Origin of the sequence: Microcoleus sp. B9-D4, assembly GCF_036705105.1 — a bacterium.
Taxonomy (GTDB): Bacteria; Cyanobacteriota; Cyanobacteriia; order Cyanobacteriales; family Microcoleaceae; genus Microcoleus.
In genome coordinates this window covers 95,607-112,247 of record NZ_JAUBTS010000008.1, presented here as the reverse complement: position 1 = coordinate 112,247, position 16,641 = coordinate 95,607, and the positions used below count along the sequence as shown (strand labels likewise).

Below are 16,641 nucleotides of genomic sequence, written 5' to 3'. Positions count from 1 at the left end.
ACGTCATTAGATGGGTGGGATGAGTTCACTGAGTAATGAGGCTGCAAAGACTCAACTTTGACCCCCTATACTCTCGAATTAACCGCAGAAACTTAGGGTTTAGCTGAACCATCCGCGAATTCAAATTTGTGAACGATATAGCTTTTGAAGATAGGTTGTTGGGTTTCGGGTACGCGCTTCACAACCCAGCTGTGATGAGCATCCACAACAACCCGTTTACTGTGTGCGGCTGGTGGCTTCCACATACTGCCCTCCCAGTGGATGATTGCCTCCACATCAGCGTGGTCAGATGAAGGAGTAACCTTTATTTCTTTCACTTGATGAATTTCATCAAAATAGGCATTGATGGCACCGTCATACCATTGATTAAACTCTTCCCGATTCTGCACTTTAACGCCGCTGGGAAATTGCATTAGAAATCCTTCTTCTTCAAAGGCAAGGAAAGGAGTACATTCTTCAACTGGAGCGTGAGCATCTAGTTTTTCATAAAAATCCGCTGCCAATTGCTTGACTTCTGACTCAGTTAATGGAATTAACTCAAGTCCGTCTCGGCGTTGGATAAAGGCGACTATTTCAGGAATACGCTTGGGGAGGAATTCTCTAAGAGTCTTGAGGGCTTCGGCTCGCTCCTCTCGATTCTCGCTTTGCAGTACGATGTCAACGGTGATGGAAACTTCCGTTGCCCTGTCCCCCTCTTCACGCGCCTTGAAGGTGACGTTGTAGAGTGTGAATAGGGGTGTTGCCTCTGGGATGTCCATTTTCCAGACATGATTCTTCCGGTCGTTGACCAACAAGCGATCGCGGACTACCGAATCCATGAAGTTGAATCGGACAATAGAACCTGGCCCATCTTGCGGTTTGCCAAATCCAGTTTCGAGTTCTACATCCGTGCGCCCACTGAAAGCCTTGAGCAATTCGAGATAGTTGTCGAAGGCAGACCAGAAATGATCAACTGAAAGGGGTACGGTTTGCACGTTATGCAGTGAGATCCAGGAACCATACTCTAGCTCATCTGTCGAATCCAAGTTGTTGGTTGAGTTCATGTTTGTGTTTGTGTCTCTATTGGTTAGTGCAAGGGGTCAAAGCCACATTACGAATTTGCAATAACGCAGTTTAAGCAAGTCTGTAAACTTCCTTCCCGGCATAAAAAAGGGAGTGTTGAAACTCCCTTTTTTATGCCGGGATCAGATGAATAAACCAACGAGCAGGAGACTAGCTGTTGATTCTAGAACGAAGGTTGTTGAGATCGTACCCTAGTTTCTCAAACTCTGGCTTCTTACTCTTAAACAGTTCTATCAGTTGAGACGGGACATCTCCATCTTCATTTTTGAGAATGTAACCGTATTTGAAATTGGTTAGCATGTGTGACACAGCAACAATAATACTGGCTGCTTGGCGATCGCATAAAACCTTCTCATCCTCTTCATCTCCCATTGAGCCATTTCTCAAGAGACCGCCATACTTGAGTTCAACAAACTCAGGATTATGCTCATTGTGAATCCAACTATGCCAAAAGGTGCATTGGTAAATCACATACCGGGCAACCTGTTTGAGATTCTCGATATCTTGTACAGTGGGTTGCTCCGATGAAGTAATAGGTCTAACCGCTTTGACTTCCCCATTTATCTCTCGACGGGGATTAGATGAATGCTGAATTTCATTTAAGTCATACCATTCATCTCCATCATCAACTTGCTCCATACTCAGAGTAAGATAGGGAACGCTATGTTGAACCAACTCCTCTGAAAATCTGAATATTTCGTCCCAATTCCTGACGATTTCGTCATGATTGGTGACAAAAAATGAATCGACATGAGTGCTGATCAGTTCCCAGCATAAGTTGCCGAGTTTGGCAAATGTATGAGACTCACACAGCGGTGTCCTAGGCCGCCAATCTGTCCAATCATAAGTCCCCATACATGACCTGACCCATTGCAACATATCTGGATTAATGAACATGGGTTCTAGCTTGGCGAAAAACCCTTCCTGAGCGTCCATCAAGATTTTGCGTCCAAATTTGTTAATATGGACTACTTCTTTGAGATGAGGGTACAAGAGGTCGCGGAGGGGATTTTTTCTTACATTCCTCAAAAGTGCGATTGCATACTGCTCCATATCAAAGTGACACTGAGCAAGATGGCCCTTCACCTCCCCTAAAACACCCAGGTGAGTACCGCGAACGACTCGCTTAGCCTGCAACCACTTCTTTCCATCCGCTGGAGTATAAGTCTGCGATTGTTTCATTTGGGGATTCGGCTTGGTATTATTATCCTCCCGGAACTGAAGTGTTATCTCTATCGGCAACAATTGGTCGTTTTTTAATTCAAATTTGACTTTGTAATTTGGCAAATCTATCTTGCCAGTCAGGTCAAATTTCTCCCCATTAAAAGATGTCGTGTATAAAGAAGGATTGTTTTTATCCTTTTTTAAGATGAGTGGGTTGAACCCATTGAGCATTTTTTCTCCAAAGAATTCATCGCTTCTTGTATAACCCTTACGCTCTTTTTCTAGGATAAGCGTTAATGTTTCTGGAAATGATTTTTGGATCTCGTCGTAGGATGGCTGATTGGGATCTCTTCGATTTCGTTGAATTAATTCATTCATTGTTTTGCCATATTTTGCTACGGATTGCAGTGTTATGGCAAGAGCCTCAGGCACGAAATCGTGTCGAATAGAATTCGGAAGGGCATAAGGAAAGAGGCTATACTCTGGATCGTACTCATAAAATGAGAGTTGCACTGTCCCAAAGTCATAAACTTCTTGGGTGACATTCTCAGCACCCTTGACGACTTCAATCAAATTCCTCTTTTTGACGGTTTTTCCATCGATAATAAGGGTTTGAGGCACATCAAAAATCTTAAAATCCAAATCTGGGACATCACCAAAGCCCGCAAGACTGGGGTCATAAAATATTTCAAACTCCCCGTGTTTATTCGTCACCCCACTTCCTAGATAATCATTTAACCCGAATGGATCTCGATCCCATAACTCCACTTCTAAATTGGGTATGGGTATATCCGAATCCTTATGTACTATTTTCCCGATCACTTTCCGGGATTGCTTGATGACCTTTCCCTTTAACTCCTCTTTCAGTTTTAAGATAGAAGTCAAAGGTAAATCCTCTAAAATCTTATATGCTAGAAGCTCTTTCTCGGTATTGCTATATTGCTCTAGAGAGACTTCACCTGAAACAATTCTTTGGATAAAGTTTGCCATTTTTGATGATTTCCTCGATTCGCTCAATGGTTAATTACTGATTTGTTGTTATTTTCTTGGCTTCAGCTTTTTTTTCGAGCCGCTTCTAGGGCTTCTAAGTCAGCACCCCCTACTATCTGTGCAAAAGTTTTTCGATTCCAACCAACCAGATGCATCTGTGTGAATTCTTGGAAGAAAATGTACATTCGGTTGGGGAGTACATTGAAGTTTGTCAGTAATATATCGCTGATGCTTTCTGTAAGCTTGGTGGTAATCTCGACAGGCATTTTGACACTAAGGACTTGTACAATAGCTGCAGGCTTGTCATAATCACCCCCAAATCCCACATTGACCTTGGTGTTTACAACAACCGATATCATTGTTTTTGGGTCTCCTTTGTTTAGATGAATTGCGTCAGTAGTTTGAATAATAACATCATTTATGATTTTATTACTAAACTTCTGATTCGTCTCAATTCTTACAAAAGGCACCTTATTTTTCTCCTTAATAATAGAACTGTTTTTCAGCTCTTCAAAACAATTATTTCAGTCGCTCAATTTTTTAGCGACTAGTGCAGCGTGGCAAAAGCTTCCATCAGTCTTAGAAATAAAGTATGATCTCCCGCACGGTCGATAATGGTTTCCAACTCCCAGTTGCATCTTAGTGCCTGCAGAAACCCTGCCCAGTGCAGAAAATATTACTTAAGCAACATCACTCGACAGACGCGATTGCCTGTCCTACAATAGGAATGTGTTTGTAATGGGATGCTGCCCCACTTTTGCATCTAAAAAACTGCGATCTCACAATTCCACCTACCATCAATAAAGAGACTACACCACTCACTTGTAAGATGTAGTTGACAACAGATCCCTAATGAATAGACTATGAACCAGACCTGACCTGGTTTATAGACTTTTTACATCCTCGATAACTGTCACTCTCTGATAGGAATTGCATTTGAGTATGGGGTGTGAGATTAAAGTTGAATTGTCAGCCTCATGTTTGGTTGCCCACTATACTAACCTCTCCCATAGAGGAATGTCAAGAAAATGGCATCTATCTTAGGTAAAGAATTATGACATAATTAAAAATGGTAATACCAATTTTATGTGAAGTTGCATATATATAATAGAGAGAGAGCTTTTATGGTGCGTTTATGAGTCGTAGTTTAAAAATCACAATTGAGGAAAGTGCATAATTTTTAGAAAAACAACTAAAAAATACTCGTACTGCAAGCCTTAAAGAACGAATACAAGTATTATGGTGGTTAAAAACAGGGCAAGTACAGGAGCATCAAGAATTAGCGCATCGTTTGGGTAGAGACAAATCTACGATAACGGGCGTGGTTACAAAAGTAGCGACTTGTGGATGATCGGAATTATTATTGGTAAAAAAAGCGCCCGGACAAGTACCCCACTTGACTCTCTTTGCATTAGCAGGACTCAAAGAACGTTTAGAAAAAGGAGCAGCCTTCAAAAGCTACGGAGAAATTGTTGAATGACTCAAAAAAGAGTATAATCTTGGGCGTTGCTGAGTTAGAGTATGAATAGGAGGAATAATTTATGCAATGCAAGCGAATGTAAATCAACCCATATCCGTAAAAACGGCAAGAAGAAAGGAAAACAGAATCACATTTGTGTCCAATGTGGTCGTCAATTCATTAATCAGTATGAACCCCATCGAGGTTATAGCGATAGCATCAAACGTGATTGCCTAAAAATGTACGTCAATGGTATGGGTTTACGGGCGATAGAACCAGGGTAAACGCATCTTAACTTTAACGCAAAATATGCTACAGTTAAATCCGACTAAATTTCAATGTATTTTGTTGTAGTTTATTGGTGCTATCAATGGCAAGAGGTTTTAGTAAAGCTGTAACTTCCAAACAAAAACAAACAGATTCATTGCCTTCAATGAATATTTTAAATACCAGTTTTTTAGAGCATTTTGCCAATTTGAAATACCCAAGAATAGAAAGAAGTAAAGAACACTTACTCAAAGATATTATAGCGATTGCGATTCTAGCTATCATCAGCGGTTCAGACGGATGGGTGGCAATAGAAGCCTATGGTAACGCCAAATATAAATGGTTGAAAAGCTTTCTAGAATTACCGAATGGTATACCATCTCATGACACATTTAGTCTCCTTCTTTGCCCGAATTGAACCACAACAGTTTCAAGAAGGTTTTTTGAGCTGGGTAAATGCCATAGTCGGGGAATTAGAACTAAACGTGATTGCCATTGATGGCAAAACGATGAAACAATCTTATGACCGAAATGACCAGCAAAAAGCGCTACATATAGTTACAGCTTGGTCTTCATCTCATCAATTGGTTTTAGGTCAAAAAAAAGTCGATAAAAATCCAATGAACTGACAGCAATTCCGGAATTAATAGAAATGTTATAAATTGCCGGAAGTGTAATAACCATAGATGATCGCTTGCTGTCAAAAAGACATAAGATCTCTGATTATCAAGAAAAAAGTAGATTATGTTTTAGCTTTAAAAGGGAATCAAAAACTCCTCTATCAAGCTGTAAAAGAGTGGTTTGAAGTAGCTAAAAAAGAAGATTATTTAGGCAGAGACTACAGTTATTATAAGCAAGTAGAAGCTGGACATCATCGAGTGGAAAAAAGACAAGTGTGGACTGTTGATGTATCCGAGTTACCACAAGTGCATAATCAAGCATTATGGACTGGATTAAAAACAGTTGTCATGATAGTTAGTAAACGGCGGCTGTGCAATAAAACCACGACGCTCAGCTCGTTTTTACGCTTAGTAGTTTAAGCAGTAATGCTGAGAGAATTGCTGGGGCTATCCTCCGTCATTGGGGCATTGAAAATAGCTTACATTGGACGCTTGATGTTACATTTTGTGAAGATGAAAGCCGGATTCGGAAACAGAACTCTCCCGAAAATTTTGCACTTCTACGTCGATTAGCCATAAATTTACTGAAACAAGAAAAAACTTCTCAACAAAGTCTAAAAATGAAACGGTATCGAGCCGCAATGGACAATCATTATTTAGTTAAAATTTTAAACTCTGCCAGTTAATACTCGAAATCTAAGAGCAATCTAAGAAGAAAAATTATCCGGCTTTAATAATTTTATAAAATCTTAAGGTTCTGATTTAATCTGCTTAAGTGGGGTTAAGATTAATGATTTTAAGAAGGTTTTTTTAGTTATTTAGTAATTCACAAATTGCTGGTTTTGTCAAATTAATTTAGATGCGTTTACCCTGGCTATCTCTCACCAAATGCACTGGTTGTCCAGTGTTGTTTAGTGTCTAGCCGATCGCTCTTAAATTAAGGTGCCTCACTTTCGATCCAACAGTCCAGTTGTAAAGTGATGCACCCTAATTTTTAAAATGGAATCGGATCGTAATCGGGATTTTCCGGTTCGTTAGACGAACCCGACTGGCGATCGGACTCAGAATTTGAAGACTGATGCGAGTTCCAATCCGAACTAGAGGTGCGGTTAGGGCCGCTTGGAGCGCTGTTAGAACTGCGGTTCCGCGAGCCTAAAGGTACTACATTGCTCGGCACATTAGCCGGGGCGGTGTCGCGAATTTGAGCCGGTTCCGGGGCGGTTCTAGCAGCAGGAGCCGAACTCATGGCATCAGCCCCGACACTGTAAATCCTTTGAGCTGTCAGTTCAGCGCGCTTTTCTTTAATACCATCTCTTTCGATCGTATTCATGCTCAGTCGCCCCTCAATAATCACGCGATCGCCCTCGTGATATTTCTCGTGAATTTCTTGAGCAAAATTTCCCCATCCTATCACTTTCAAATGTTCGGGCGGATCTTCTGGTTTTGGGCCGGGAAACTGCACCAACATCTCAGCGATTTGAAGTTGATTGTCAGGAGTATAACGGAGTTGCGGTTGTTGAATTATTTCCGCCATCAAAATGCAGCTATTCATCTGTTATCTGTGCGTAATTGGGAATTAGGAATTGGAATTGGAAATTGGTAATTGGCCCGCGCAGGAAATTGGTAATTGGCCCGCGCAGGGAATTGGGATTGGGAATTGGGCATGAACTTTCAAGTAAAAAGGTAAAACTTAAAATAACGCATTTTATTTTTTTACTTTTGCATTACCAATTCCCCATTGCCAATGCCCTGCGCGGGCCAATGCCCAATTCCCGATTACACGTTACCAAATTTATCTTGGAGAACTGCCGCCTCGGCTTGACTGACAAAATCGTGAACGAGGGCGCGGTACTCCTTCAACGTTTCAGATACCCAATCTCGATCCTCACTGTTGGCGAAGATATGAACGGTCGGTTCACTAGCATCGGGTAAAACTAATACCCAATTGTCGTCGCTGTAGTTAAAAATCTTCACTCCATCTAATAATTCTAAACGATCGGGCGAATGAGTTTCTACTAAATGTCGCATCAGCGAACCCTTGATAGTCCAAGGACAGCGGACGCTGTAACTGCGGTGGGTGATACGGGGAAGTTCCGCCTTGATCTGTCCGAGCGATCGCTCCTGAATCGTCATCATTTCTATCACTTTAGCAATGCAGAACATTCCGTCAAATCCGGGATGCAACTGCGGGAAAATAAAACCCATAAGGCCGCTGCCGCCCAAAACCACATTCGGGTTCCTGTTAGCGGCTTCCATCAAAGCAGTTGGGTTCGCCTTCGTGCGGATTACCTTGCTTTGATAGCGTCGGGCGATCGCCTCCACCGCAGAAGACGCATGCACCGGCACTACTACTGTACCTTTGGGATGAGAAGTCAGCATCAAATTTACCATCAACGCCGTCAGCATTTCCCCACGAATCGCTATCCCAGACTCATCTACCAAAATGAGCTGTTCGCCGTTAGCCGATACCTGCACTCCAAAATTAGCGCTGAGTGCTTTCACCACCCGGCCGAGTTGGTCAAGCAAATATTCCCGTTCCCCGTTGCTTAGAGAAGTCTGTTTGAGACTGGCATTGAGAACCACCGCATCGCAGCCGAACTTGGCAAGCATTTGGGGCAGAATTGCTCCTGAAACCGCGTAAACGTAATCGATTACCACCTTAGTATTGCTGTAGCGTATTGCCTCAACATTCATCTGCCGCTCAAAAATGCGGTTGTAAACATCAAGAGCTTGGTTAAAGTACGTCATCTCTCCAATTTCGGGAATTAGAGCTCGCCGCAAATCTTCCTTAAAATAAGCCCCCTCGATTTTTTTCTCAGCTCCTTTAGTAATATTGATGCCTTTGATATCGAAGAATTCAATTAAAATGTGGTCGGAGCGATCGGGCGAAATGCGAACATGAATTCCGCCGGCAATTGATATTGTAGACGAAACCGTGCGCGCGATCGGAATTGCCGTCGATTCCAAATTGATCACATTAATTCCCACCGACATCAAACCCGCAATCAAAGACCTCGAAACCATCCGCGAAATGCTCCGCTGGTCACGAGAAACCGATACCGCAGTCCCCGGTTTCAAAGTCGAGCCATAAGCCGCGCCCAATTTCACTGCAAATTCCGGGGTAACATCCACATTTGCCAGTCCTTGAACGCCACGCTGACCGAACAAATTCCGCTTAGCTTGTTCTCCCCAAATTAAATTTTGATTTAACAGAGCGCCGGATTCAATATTTTTGCTCGGCCAGACGCGCACGCTTGGCCCCACTTGTGCTTCTTCTCCCACGATGGACATTGAACCGACGACAGCACCTTCGAGGACGTGAGCGCGCCTGTCTACGCGGGTACTCCGGCAAATCACGCAGGCCCTAAGATGAGCGTCTTCGCCGACAATTGCTCCGTTCCAGACGATGGGACGTTTGAGGTTGGCATCGGCCCCGACTGTCACGTTATCTCCGATCACGGTACCGGCATCGAGTTTAACTCGGGCTCCAATTCGGCAATTGTTGCCGATCATGACCGGTACTTCGACGATCGCGCTATCGTCAATAAAAGTATTCTGACCTACCCAAAGTCCCGATCGAACTTCGTTGTAGTAGCTCAAATCGAGTTTGACCTTTCCCCGCAGCGCGTCGTACTGAGATTCCCGGTAAACATCTAGCTGGCCGACATCGCACCAGTAACCTTCGGCGATGTAGCCGTACATCGGCTCGTTTTTTTCCAGTAGCAGGGGAAACAAGTCTTTGGAGAAGTCGCACTCCTGATGTGTCGGCAGGTAATCCAAGACTTCGGGTTCTAAAATATAAATGCCGGTATTGATAGTATCGGAGAAAATTTCGCTGCTAGAAGGCTTTTCCAGAAAGCGGCTGATGCGGTAATTTTCCTCGGTAATCACGACCCCGAATTCCATCGGGTTGGGAACGCGAGTTAAAATTAACGTGGCTTTGGATTGCTGACTGCGGTGAAATTTGATCGCTGCGGTTAAGTCGAAGTCTGTGATGCTGTCGCCGCTGATGACCAGAAAAGTTCGATCAAGCAATTCAGCAATATTTTTGACGCAACCAGCCGTACCCAGCGGTTGGTCTTCCTCCACAGCGTAAGTCATTTGAACGCCAAACTCTGTCCCGTCAGTAAAATATTCGCGCATGACATCGGGAAGGTAGTGCAGCGTCGCAATAATTTCCGTAATCTGATGCCTTTTTAGCAAATTGATAATGTGTTCTGCGATCGGGCGATTAAGAATCGGCACCATCGGTTTGGGCAAATCGCACGTCAGGGGTCTGAGCCTCGTTCCCGATCCCCCAGCCATCAGCACTGCACGCATAAAATCCTCCTTGCTTAGAAAGCTCTCTACCGCTATTGTCCGCTAGAAAAAGTTTGCCTGCTGTAATTCGTCGGCCGCGAGCTATCAGTTCTTAGTTAATTATCTTTGAGTAGTGACACGTCTGGGAAATCCCCTTCGGCCAGGCCCTCCCCCAACAGCAACCGATTTCAACCGAATTAGAACTTGCGGCATCGCAATCCCCCGGTCGAGCTCGGATTTGTAGGGGATGTTGGGTAATAGTTACAGGTTTTATAGGCAAATATTACACTTGCCTCGGACAACCATTTTGTAAGGTGTGACCCTCACCGGACGTACTACCACGCCCTGTATTCCCTCGGCAAAAGCGTTGGGAAATGCTTTTTTGACAATGTTAGCGCTGCCATTGACATCCGCATTAATCAGTCTGCCGTCACCAGCACGAAACAACCCTCGCTTAATGCGTTTACCTTTATACTCCGAATGCTTGACACAAGGTTCATTATCTAAAAAAGAACACTTTGAAGTGTAACTTTCTTCAATAACCTTCACAACGATTCCTGCTAACTGCGCTTTATAAGTTAGCATTTCAATAAACCTTGCATGAGGTATGGCTACGAAGTTCTGATTATTCCGATTGCCGAGATTTATTCCCTGTTTCCAGTTATCGTTTTTACCAATCACCAGTGTCCCGATTCGGTTAGCTACCAGATGATTGATGATGAATCGACTTGCATTATGCAGGTAATTATCTACTTTTACATTCCGCTTGTGAGTTAATTGTTCAATTTTGATTGATGTCTTTCTTTCCCCCTTCAAGTATGACTGAAACACTGTCTTATTTTTGTGATAGTAAGCATTGATTGATTTGAGGGGTTTGCCATTTATTATCAGCGGAACCCACCCTTTTTGATTGGATGTAATTGTCGCTAAATTATTGAGCCCCATATCAATTCCTGCTATCCCTTCTCTACCTGATGATGATTGACTTACATCCTTGGGTTCATAAACTACCTCCATCGAGTAATGGTAAGTCTTTGGGACGATTCTGACTTGATTTACGACCCTAACTTTAGTAGTCAGAAATATCTGGGTTTTCGAGAGATTGATGATTCCTTTCTTGAGCCATTCTTTACTGATGGATTGAGCGGTGTAAGTCAGGACATTTCTGCCTAATGTTTTGTGTTTGTATTTGGGTATTTTTGGTCTGGCTTTGAATTTCTCTGGATGGATGGCATATTCCTTGGTAGCTTCAAAAAATGATTGCCAGCTTTCATTTAATCTCAATAATACTTGCTGAGATACTTTGGCTGGTAATGCTAGATAGTCAGTCGTTCCCTGACATAGTTTCTGTATTTTGTAATAGTCGAGGTATTCTCCTGAGATGATAAATTTTTGTCTGATTAGGTAGTTAGCGTAGTTGAAAATATTCTTCGAGAGAAAGCACAAATTATCTAGCTGCTTGTATAGCCAGTGGGTTCGATCGATAATGTGCTTTTCAACTAGCTGCATTGTTGTACCGTCATTTTGACTATGCTATACTAGAAATGGCTATTAATGGCCATAAAGTCAATAAAGTTTTACAATACCAGTTAAAAAACAGAATGCAACTATAGGCCCGTGCTCGGAACCCTTCTCTCATCAGTCATTACCAATTCTTTAATTCTTCAATTCTTCCATCTAAAATGGTATAAGTCCTCAGAATCCTCGACTTTTGGCAGAAGTCCCTTCTTGCTTGCTCGGTGAAAGCTATTTCGGGGGTGTTATTTTTAAGTTTGTGGCCAGCGGGGATTTTGCAGTCTCTTTCTGAAGGTGGAATTACTACAGCTATCGGTGTGCCTTGGCGTCTGATAAATGATAGATTAAGGGTAGCGCTTTGACTAGCTGACCCAAAATCCTATCCATTGCTTAGGGGTTCTTTAAATGAGTACGTTAATTAGCTTGGCATTGCTGATCGCTTACGGCGGCGGTATTTGGAAATTTTGGAATGGTTTCGATCGCACTAACTTCGACAGAAGTTTTACAAATCGCCTGAAGCTCTCGCTGCTCTGGCCCGCGTTAATTTTTAATAAGCCTTACCGCCAAAACTTTACAAAAGCTCTCAAAGCTTCTAAAAGGTAATTCAAGAATGTCTAAAAAGTCCGATCGCCCAGTAGCGGGTCAGGAGCAGACTTGGTTTGCTAAAGGAAAATCAGATAGCTGGCAAGTTTTACTATCGCAGGTTGCTGCCCGGTTCGATCGCGAATACCGAGGAGAAGCTTTCGCCTTACCCGAAGAAGTCGAAGCAATGCCGATTTTCCTAGAATCAGTCGCAGGAACTCTCCAAGCAAAAACAGTTTCTCCCTTCTGGAAAATTGCCAAACCTCAAAAAAATCAGCGCTGTTTAGACATTGGCTGCGGAGTCAGCTTTCTCATCTACCCTTGGCGGGATTGGGAAGCATATTTTTACGGTCAAGAAATCAGCAGCGCAGCGCGAGACGCCTTAAACGCTCGCGGCCCTCAGCTCAATTCTAAGCTGTTCAAAGGCGTCGAATGGGCCCCCGCTCACCAGTTAAATTACGAGGAGGCTCAGTTCGATTTATGCCTCGCTACAGGCTTTAGCTGTTACTATCCCATAGACTATTGGAGTATTGTCATGGGAGAAGTAAAGCGGGTACTAAAACCGGGCGGTCATTTTGTTTTTGATGTCCTCAACCCCGATGCTCCTTTAGCAGAAGATTGGGCAATTTTGGAAACTTATCGAGCCGGCGAAGTATTTTTAGAGACAATAGAAGATTGGGAAAAAATGATTAAAGCTGCGGGCGCTAAGGTAGTAAAAAAGCAAAGCGGCGACTTATTTCAAATGTATAAAGTTCAATACAATTGAGAGGTTAAGGGAAATAGATAATTAGCTTTGTAGTCCAAACTTCAATCGTCCCAAGCCTGGTCAGGCGGACGAAAAACAACTTCGTTCTTAGTTGATAAAGTAGGGTGCGTCAGCCAGTAGAAATTAGTTGGAGAAGCAACAAATATTCAAGCTGACGCACCCTACTAACTACTAACTCACAATAGTGAAGCAAGCATATTGGATATTACCCATTCCCATAGCGATTGCCAATTACCGATGCCCAATTAATTTTCGGTAGTGGCAGGAGATGGGGCAGCTTCCGGCGATGGTGACACTTCCGGGGCGGGAGATGGCGATACTTCCGGGGCCGGAGATGGTGACACTTCGGCGGCCGGAGATGGGGCAGCTTCCGGCGATGGTGACACTTCGGCGGCCGGAGATGGCGCGGCTTCCGGCTGCGGGGACTCTTCGGTGGCCGGAGATGGCGCGGCTTCCGGCTGCGGGGACTCTTCGGCGGGTTGCGGTTGAGGAGAAGGCGACTGTTCCGCGGCTGGTTTCGGTTCAGGCGAGGGCGACGGTTGAGCCGCAGGCTTGGGTGCAGGCGGCGACGGTTGGGCCCCTGGCTGCGGTTTGTTTGAGGGGGCCGGCGGCTTCTCAAACTGCGGTTGCACTTCAGTAGGCGCTGGGGATGGCGGCTGGCCTGTTGGTCTGCTGGGCGCTGTGGGGGCGGGCGCTGGCTGCTGCTGGCCTGGTGGGTTGGGCCTGGTTGGGGTGACAGGAATGCCACTACAAACTTTTTCGTCGTACTTAAACTCGACATCCAGTTGGTAAAGCTTGTGCGTGCTGGCTGCTTCAAATGTTAGAGAAGGGCTAATAATCGCAATTTTAGCCGCATTATCGAGAATACCGTAACCCGTCGGGACGATCGGCTGTGGCTCGGCCTTGAGCAAGCCTTGAGGGCTGACAACTGCTCCAAAAACGGCTCTTCCTTGGAGTTTTTGCGAGCAAGCTGTTACGGGATAAGGGACGTTCACAGGAGTCGGGTTCGTCATTTCCAAGTCAGGATAAGCCTTTTTGAATTTATCAAACAAAGCAACATAGGTCTGTGCAGCCGCAAGTAGTGCCTCTTTGTCGGTGGGTAAGTTTGAACCCGGTTGGCCGGACTGAGTTTCTGCGATGAGATTCCTTTTATTGGGATCTTTTTGAGTCAATTTTGGTACTCCATCGGGTCCGACATTCCTGCCAATTGGGAATTCCGGGGTAAAGACTGGAGCTCCGTCTGGAAATAGTGGCAGTCCGCCTCTACTGGCTATGATCTTTTTGAGCGTCTCTGCTTCGTCTTCCGAGCCGCCGCCGGGAAGCTGGGGCGCTTCATTCAGCGATGGTGGTGGCGGGATATTGCGATCGAAATTACCAGGTAAGGGTGGGAAAAGGAAACCGCTGGGAGGTACGGGTGGTACGAAAGTGGGTATTGGCTGGGAGGGGGCTCTGACTGTTGGGGATGGAGTTTTGGGAGGTGGCGGGGCTGTTGGGGCCGTGAAGGGCGGGAGAGGGGAAGGAGGGAGAGGGGAAAAAAATCCAGGAGGGGGCATTCCCGGCGGCATGGCGGGCAAGTTGATGGTATCGGGTGCGGGGGGCAAGGGCGGGGCTAACTTTGGCCCTGGCCGAAGGGGAACTGGTGCGATCGAAAATGGCGTAAATCGCGTATTAGACGGTTTCGGTGGTATGGTTTGTGGCAGGCGGCCGGCTTCTGCGGGAGTTAGTTCTACTAAGCCGACAGAACCGGGGATATTTTTTGAGGAATTTCCACCATAAAGTATGTTTGAGAGCGTTGGGGCGGTTGCTCCGAGGACTCCGTGCAGGCTGACAGAAGCTAGGGCTGCCCACCAAAAAGGCTGGCGCAGCGGTTCCGAAAGGGTGTTGGCTAGGGAGGAAGAGTCAGTCATTTAAATTTTAGATTTTAGATTTTAGATTTTAGATTGGGGGATTGCGAGATTGAGTGATTGGGGGATTGGTAATTTATATTGTTGTGGTTGTGATTGAGTGTAAATTCGTTTTAATGAGGAGAGGTTGGGAATTCAAAGGTATAATTTTAGCACGATCGCCCTCGAAGTTGCCCGATCGACCTTGATGAAAATTCATGGGCCCGAAACTGAACCAAATTTATTAAACACGATCGACAAGTTCGATGGATCGGCGTTTCCAATTCGGTTACGCCATCAAAAAACTGATCGAGTGGCTGTCAGCCCAGCCCGCAGTCCCTCGGTAGCCCCGCCCCAAAATGAGTACAAGCCCCCGACACTAGCGTCAGGGTCGATTCTACAAATTGTAAATTAAAGTTCCTGCTCCCTGATTCACTGCGCTGCAAGTAAATCTAAAATCGTAAGGGCGATCGCACTCACGCCGAAGTCTCAAATCGAAAATCCAAAATCCAAAATCCAAAATCTATGGATTCACCAGCGATAGCGGTAATTTTTAAAAGGAGCTCCCTCAATGGTGAGCAAGTCGATGGGATAAATTGGAGCGCCGCTTGCCATATATTGAAACATTTCGCGAACTTCCTCTCCCCGCAACGACAACTCGTCTAATTCCTTGAGAGAATACCAGCCAGCGCACAAAGTATGCTCATCCGGCTTACTCTTGGGCGGCGTCTTATCTTGTGGGCGAGCCACAAAAATGACTCGGAGGCGCACATTGCCCCTAGGCATCACTGTGTGCTCTACCCGGAGAATTCCCTCAACGATGATGGAAATGCCCGCTTCCTCAAAGGTATTACGCATAGCAGCTTCGAGCAAAGTCTCCCCTTTTTCCACTCGCCCTGCTGGGAGATACCACTGCTGCTCGTACTTGCGCTCTTGTACCAGTAGAAAACGGTCTTCTAAGTGGACGACAACTAGGGTAAAATACCATGTTTGAATCGGCTCGCGAGCCATAGAAGTAGATATTCCCTAAGCAAAAGGTTTAACGAGTGGCAGATGTTAGCAATCCAAAGGATGCTTCGGCAAGTGTCTTTTAACTTGAAAAACAGATCGTAGCACTCCGACCGCAAAATCTAAAATCTCAAATCTAAAATCTCAAATTGACGATGCCATTACCAACCGTGATTTTACCAGGATATTTTGCTGCTGCTTCCGACTATCGCGAATTAGAAAAGTCTCTGGTCGATCGAGGTTTCCCAACAGTAACAGTGCCTCTGGGCAAGGGAGATTGGTTGCCGACTTTTGGCGGGCGGTCGATGGTGCCAATTTTGCGACAGCTCGATCGCACGGTCAAACAAATGTTACAGCAATACGGCGTTCGGCAGATCAATCTCGTCGGTCATTCCGCCGGCGGCTGGATTTCTCGCATCTATTTGGGCGAAAAGCCTTACACGATTCACGGCGACGTGCTTGAGGATGCGGGTTTGTGGGAAGCTCACCGTTATGTGAATACTTTAATCACTTTAGGTACGCCGCACGTCTCTCAAGAGCGCTGGACGCGCAAAAATCTAGATTTTGTCAAAATTCACTATCCGGGGGCTTTTCACCCGCAGGTGCGCTACGTGTGCGCTGCTGGGAAGGCTGTTTTTGGCAAGCGCGGTTTTGGGACTTGGCTGGCTTATAAAAGTTACGAGTTGACTGTGGGGAAGGGCGAAACTTGGGGAGATGGAATTACGCCGGTGGAAGCTGCTGTTTTGGACGGGGCCGAAAATTTGGTGTTGGAGGGAGTTTGGCATTCGCCTCGTTCTCCGGGGAAGTGGTACGGTTCGCCGGAGGTTTTGCCGGCTTGGATTGGGTATTTGTGTTAGAAATGAACCGCGAAGACGCGTTCGGCGAAGCCGTTCCCGTAGGGTAGGACGCGAAGGAAGAAGCAGAAGGTTTAAGGGGCGGATTTAGTTAGAATTTGATATTAGGAGCGAGTTTAGTGCGGCAAAACTCGCCCCCCCGATGCTATGTTTACTTAAATTTTTATCGCTA

General features: G+C 45.1%; 13 protein-coding genes and 2 pseudogenes. 7 read left to right on the top strand and 8 right to left on the bottom strand.

All coding sequences use genetic code 11. The features are described from left to right. Positions 1-92 precede the first annotated feature (92 nt). From QUB24_RS07410 to QUB24_RS07400, 3 genes are all read right to left on the bottom strand, one after another. Positions 93-1,043 carry a hypothetical protein gene (locus QUB24_RS07410; RefSeq protein WP_333152011.1) on the bottom strand — a complete coding sequence of 317 codons (951 nt, stop codon included), beginning with the start codon at positions 1,041-1,043 and terminating at the stop codon, positions 93-95. Positions 1,044-1,212: 169 nt separating this feature from the next. Next, positions 1,213-3,216, bottom strand: a complete 2,004-nt coding sequence (locus tag QUB24_RS07405; RefSeq protein WP_333152009.1) for a lipoxygenase family protein — start codon at positions 3,214-3,216, stop codon at positions 1,213-1,215. 62 nt (positions 3,217-3,278) lie between these two features. Further along, positions 3,279-3,686, bottom strand: a complete 408-nt coding sequence (locus QUB24_RS07400; RefSeq protein ID WP_333152007.1) for a phenylpyruvate tautomerase MIF-related protein — start codon at positions 3,684-3,686, stop codon at positions 3,279-3,281. 1,051 nt (positions 3,687-4,737) lie between these two features. Here QUB24_RS07400 and QUB24_RS07395 point away from each other — a divergent pair. The 4 genes and pseudogenes from QUB24_RS07395 to QUB24_RS07380 form a co-directional block, all read left to right on the top strand. Next, positions 4,738-4,950, top strand: a pseudogene (locus tag QUB24_RS07395) (IS1/IS1595 family N-terminal zinc-binding domain-containing protein); the annotation flags it as partial. Positions 4,951-5,045: 95 nt separating this feature from the next. Next, a complete protein-coding gene (locus tag QUB24_RS07390) occupies positions 5,046-5,360 on the top strand; it encodes a transposase family protein (protein WP_333152006.1) in 315 nt (104 codons plus the stop codon). After that, a pseudogene (locus QUB24_RS07385) lies at positions 5,311-5,982 on the top strand (ISAs1 family transposase). Before QUB24_RS07390 ends, QUB24_RS07385 begins: the two are co-directional and overlap by 50 nt. A 17-nt stretch (positions 5,983-5,999) precedes the next feature. After that, a complete protein-coding gene (locus tag QUB24_RS07380; RefSeq protein ID WP_333152146.1) occupies positions 6,000-6,248 on the top strand; it encodes an ISAs1 family transposase in 249 nt (82 codons plus the stop codon). Positions 6,249-6,556: 308 nt separating this feature from the next. Here QUB24_RS07380 and QUB24_RS07375 read toward each other — a convergent pair whose 3' ends face one another. The 3 genes from QUB24_RS07375 to QUB24_RS07365 form a co-directional block, all read right to left on the bottom strand. Beyond that, a complete protein-coding gene (locus QUB24_RS07375; protein ID WP_333152004.1) occupies positions 6,557-7,114 on the bottom strand; it encodes a single-stranded DNA-binding protein in 558 nt (185 codons plus the stop codon). Positions 7,115-7,338: 224 nt separating this feature from the next. After that, positions 7,339-9,882, bottom strand: a complete 2,544-nt coding sequence (locus tag QUB24_RS07370) for a mannose-1-phosphate guanyltransferase (protein ID WP_333152002.1) — start codon at positions 9,880-9,882, stop codon at positions 7,339-7,341. Between the two features lie 249 nt (positions 9,883-10,131). Beyond that, positions 10,132-11,370: a transposase gene (locus tag QUB24_RS07365; protein WP_333152000.1), complete on the bottom strand. Its 1,239-nt coding sequence runs from the start codon at positions 11,368-11,370 to the stop codon at positions 10,132-10,134. A 411-nt stretch (positions 11,371-11,781) separates the two neighbouring features. Here QUB24_RS07365 and QUB24_RS07360 point away from each other — a divergent pair, with 411 nt between their 5' ends. Beyond that, positions 11,782-11,979, top strand: coding sequence for a hypothetical protein (locus QUB24_RS07360; protein WP_006633481.1), 198 nt, complete (start codon positions 11,782-11,784; stop codon positions 11,977-11,979). A 7-nt stretch (positions 11,980-11,986) separates the two neighbouring features. Then, positions 11,987-12,724: a class I SAM-dependent methyltransferase gene (locus QUB24_RS07355; protein WP_333151998.1), complete on the top strand. Its 738-nt coding sequence runs from the start codon at positions 11,987-11,989 to the stop codon at positions 12,722-12,724. A 245-nt stretch (positions 12,725-12,969) separates the two neighbouring features. Here QUB24_RS07355 and QUB24_RS07350 read toward each other — a convergent pair whose 3' ends face one another. Both QUB24_RS07350 and QUB24_RS07345 read right to left on the bottom strand, forming a co-directional pair. Further along, positions 12,970-14,631 (bottom strand): hypothetical protein, encoded by a 1,662-nt coding sequence (locus QUB24_RS07350; RefSeq protein ID WP_333151996.1) that lies wholly within the window; start codon positions 14,629-14,631, stop codon positions 12,970-12,972. Positions 14,632-15,138: 507 nt separating this feature from the next. Further along, complete coding sequence (locus QUB24_RS07345) at positions 15,139-15,618, bottom strand: NUDIX domain-containing protein (RefSeq protein WP_333151994.1); 480 nt, start codon at positions 15,616-15,618, stop codon at positions 15,139-15,141. 152 nt (positions 15,619-15,770) lie between these two features. Here QUB24_RS07345 and QUB24_RS07340 point away from each other — a divergent pair, with 152 nt between their 5' ends. After that, positions 15,771-16,472 (top strand): alpha/beta fold hydrolase, encoded by a 702-nt coding sequence (locus tag QUB24_RS07340; RefSeq protein ID WP_333151992.1) that lies wholly within the window; start codon positions 15,771-15,773, stop codon positions 16,470-16,472. The last annotated feature ends 169 nt before the right edge of the window (positions 16,473-16,641 follow it).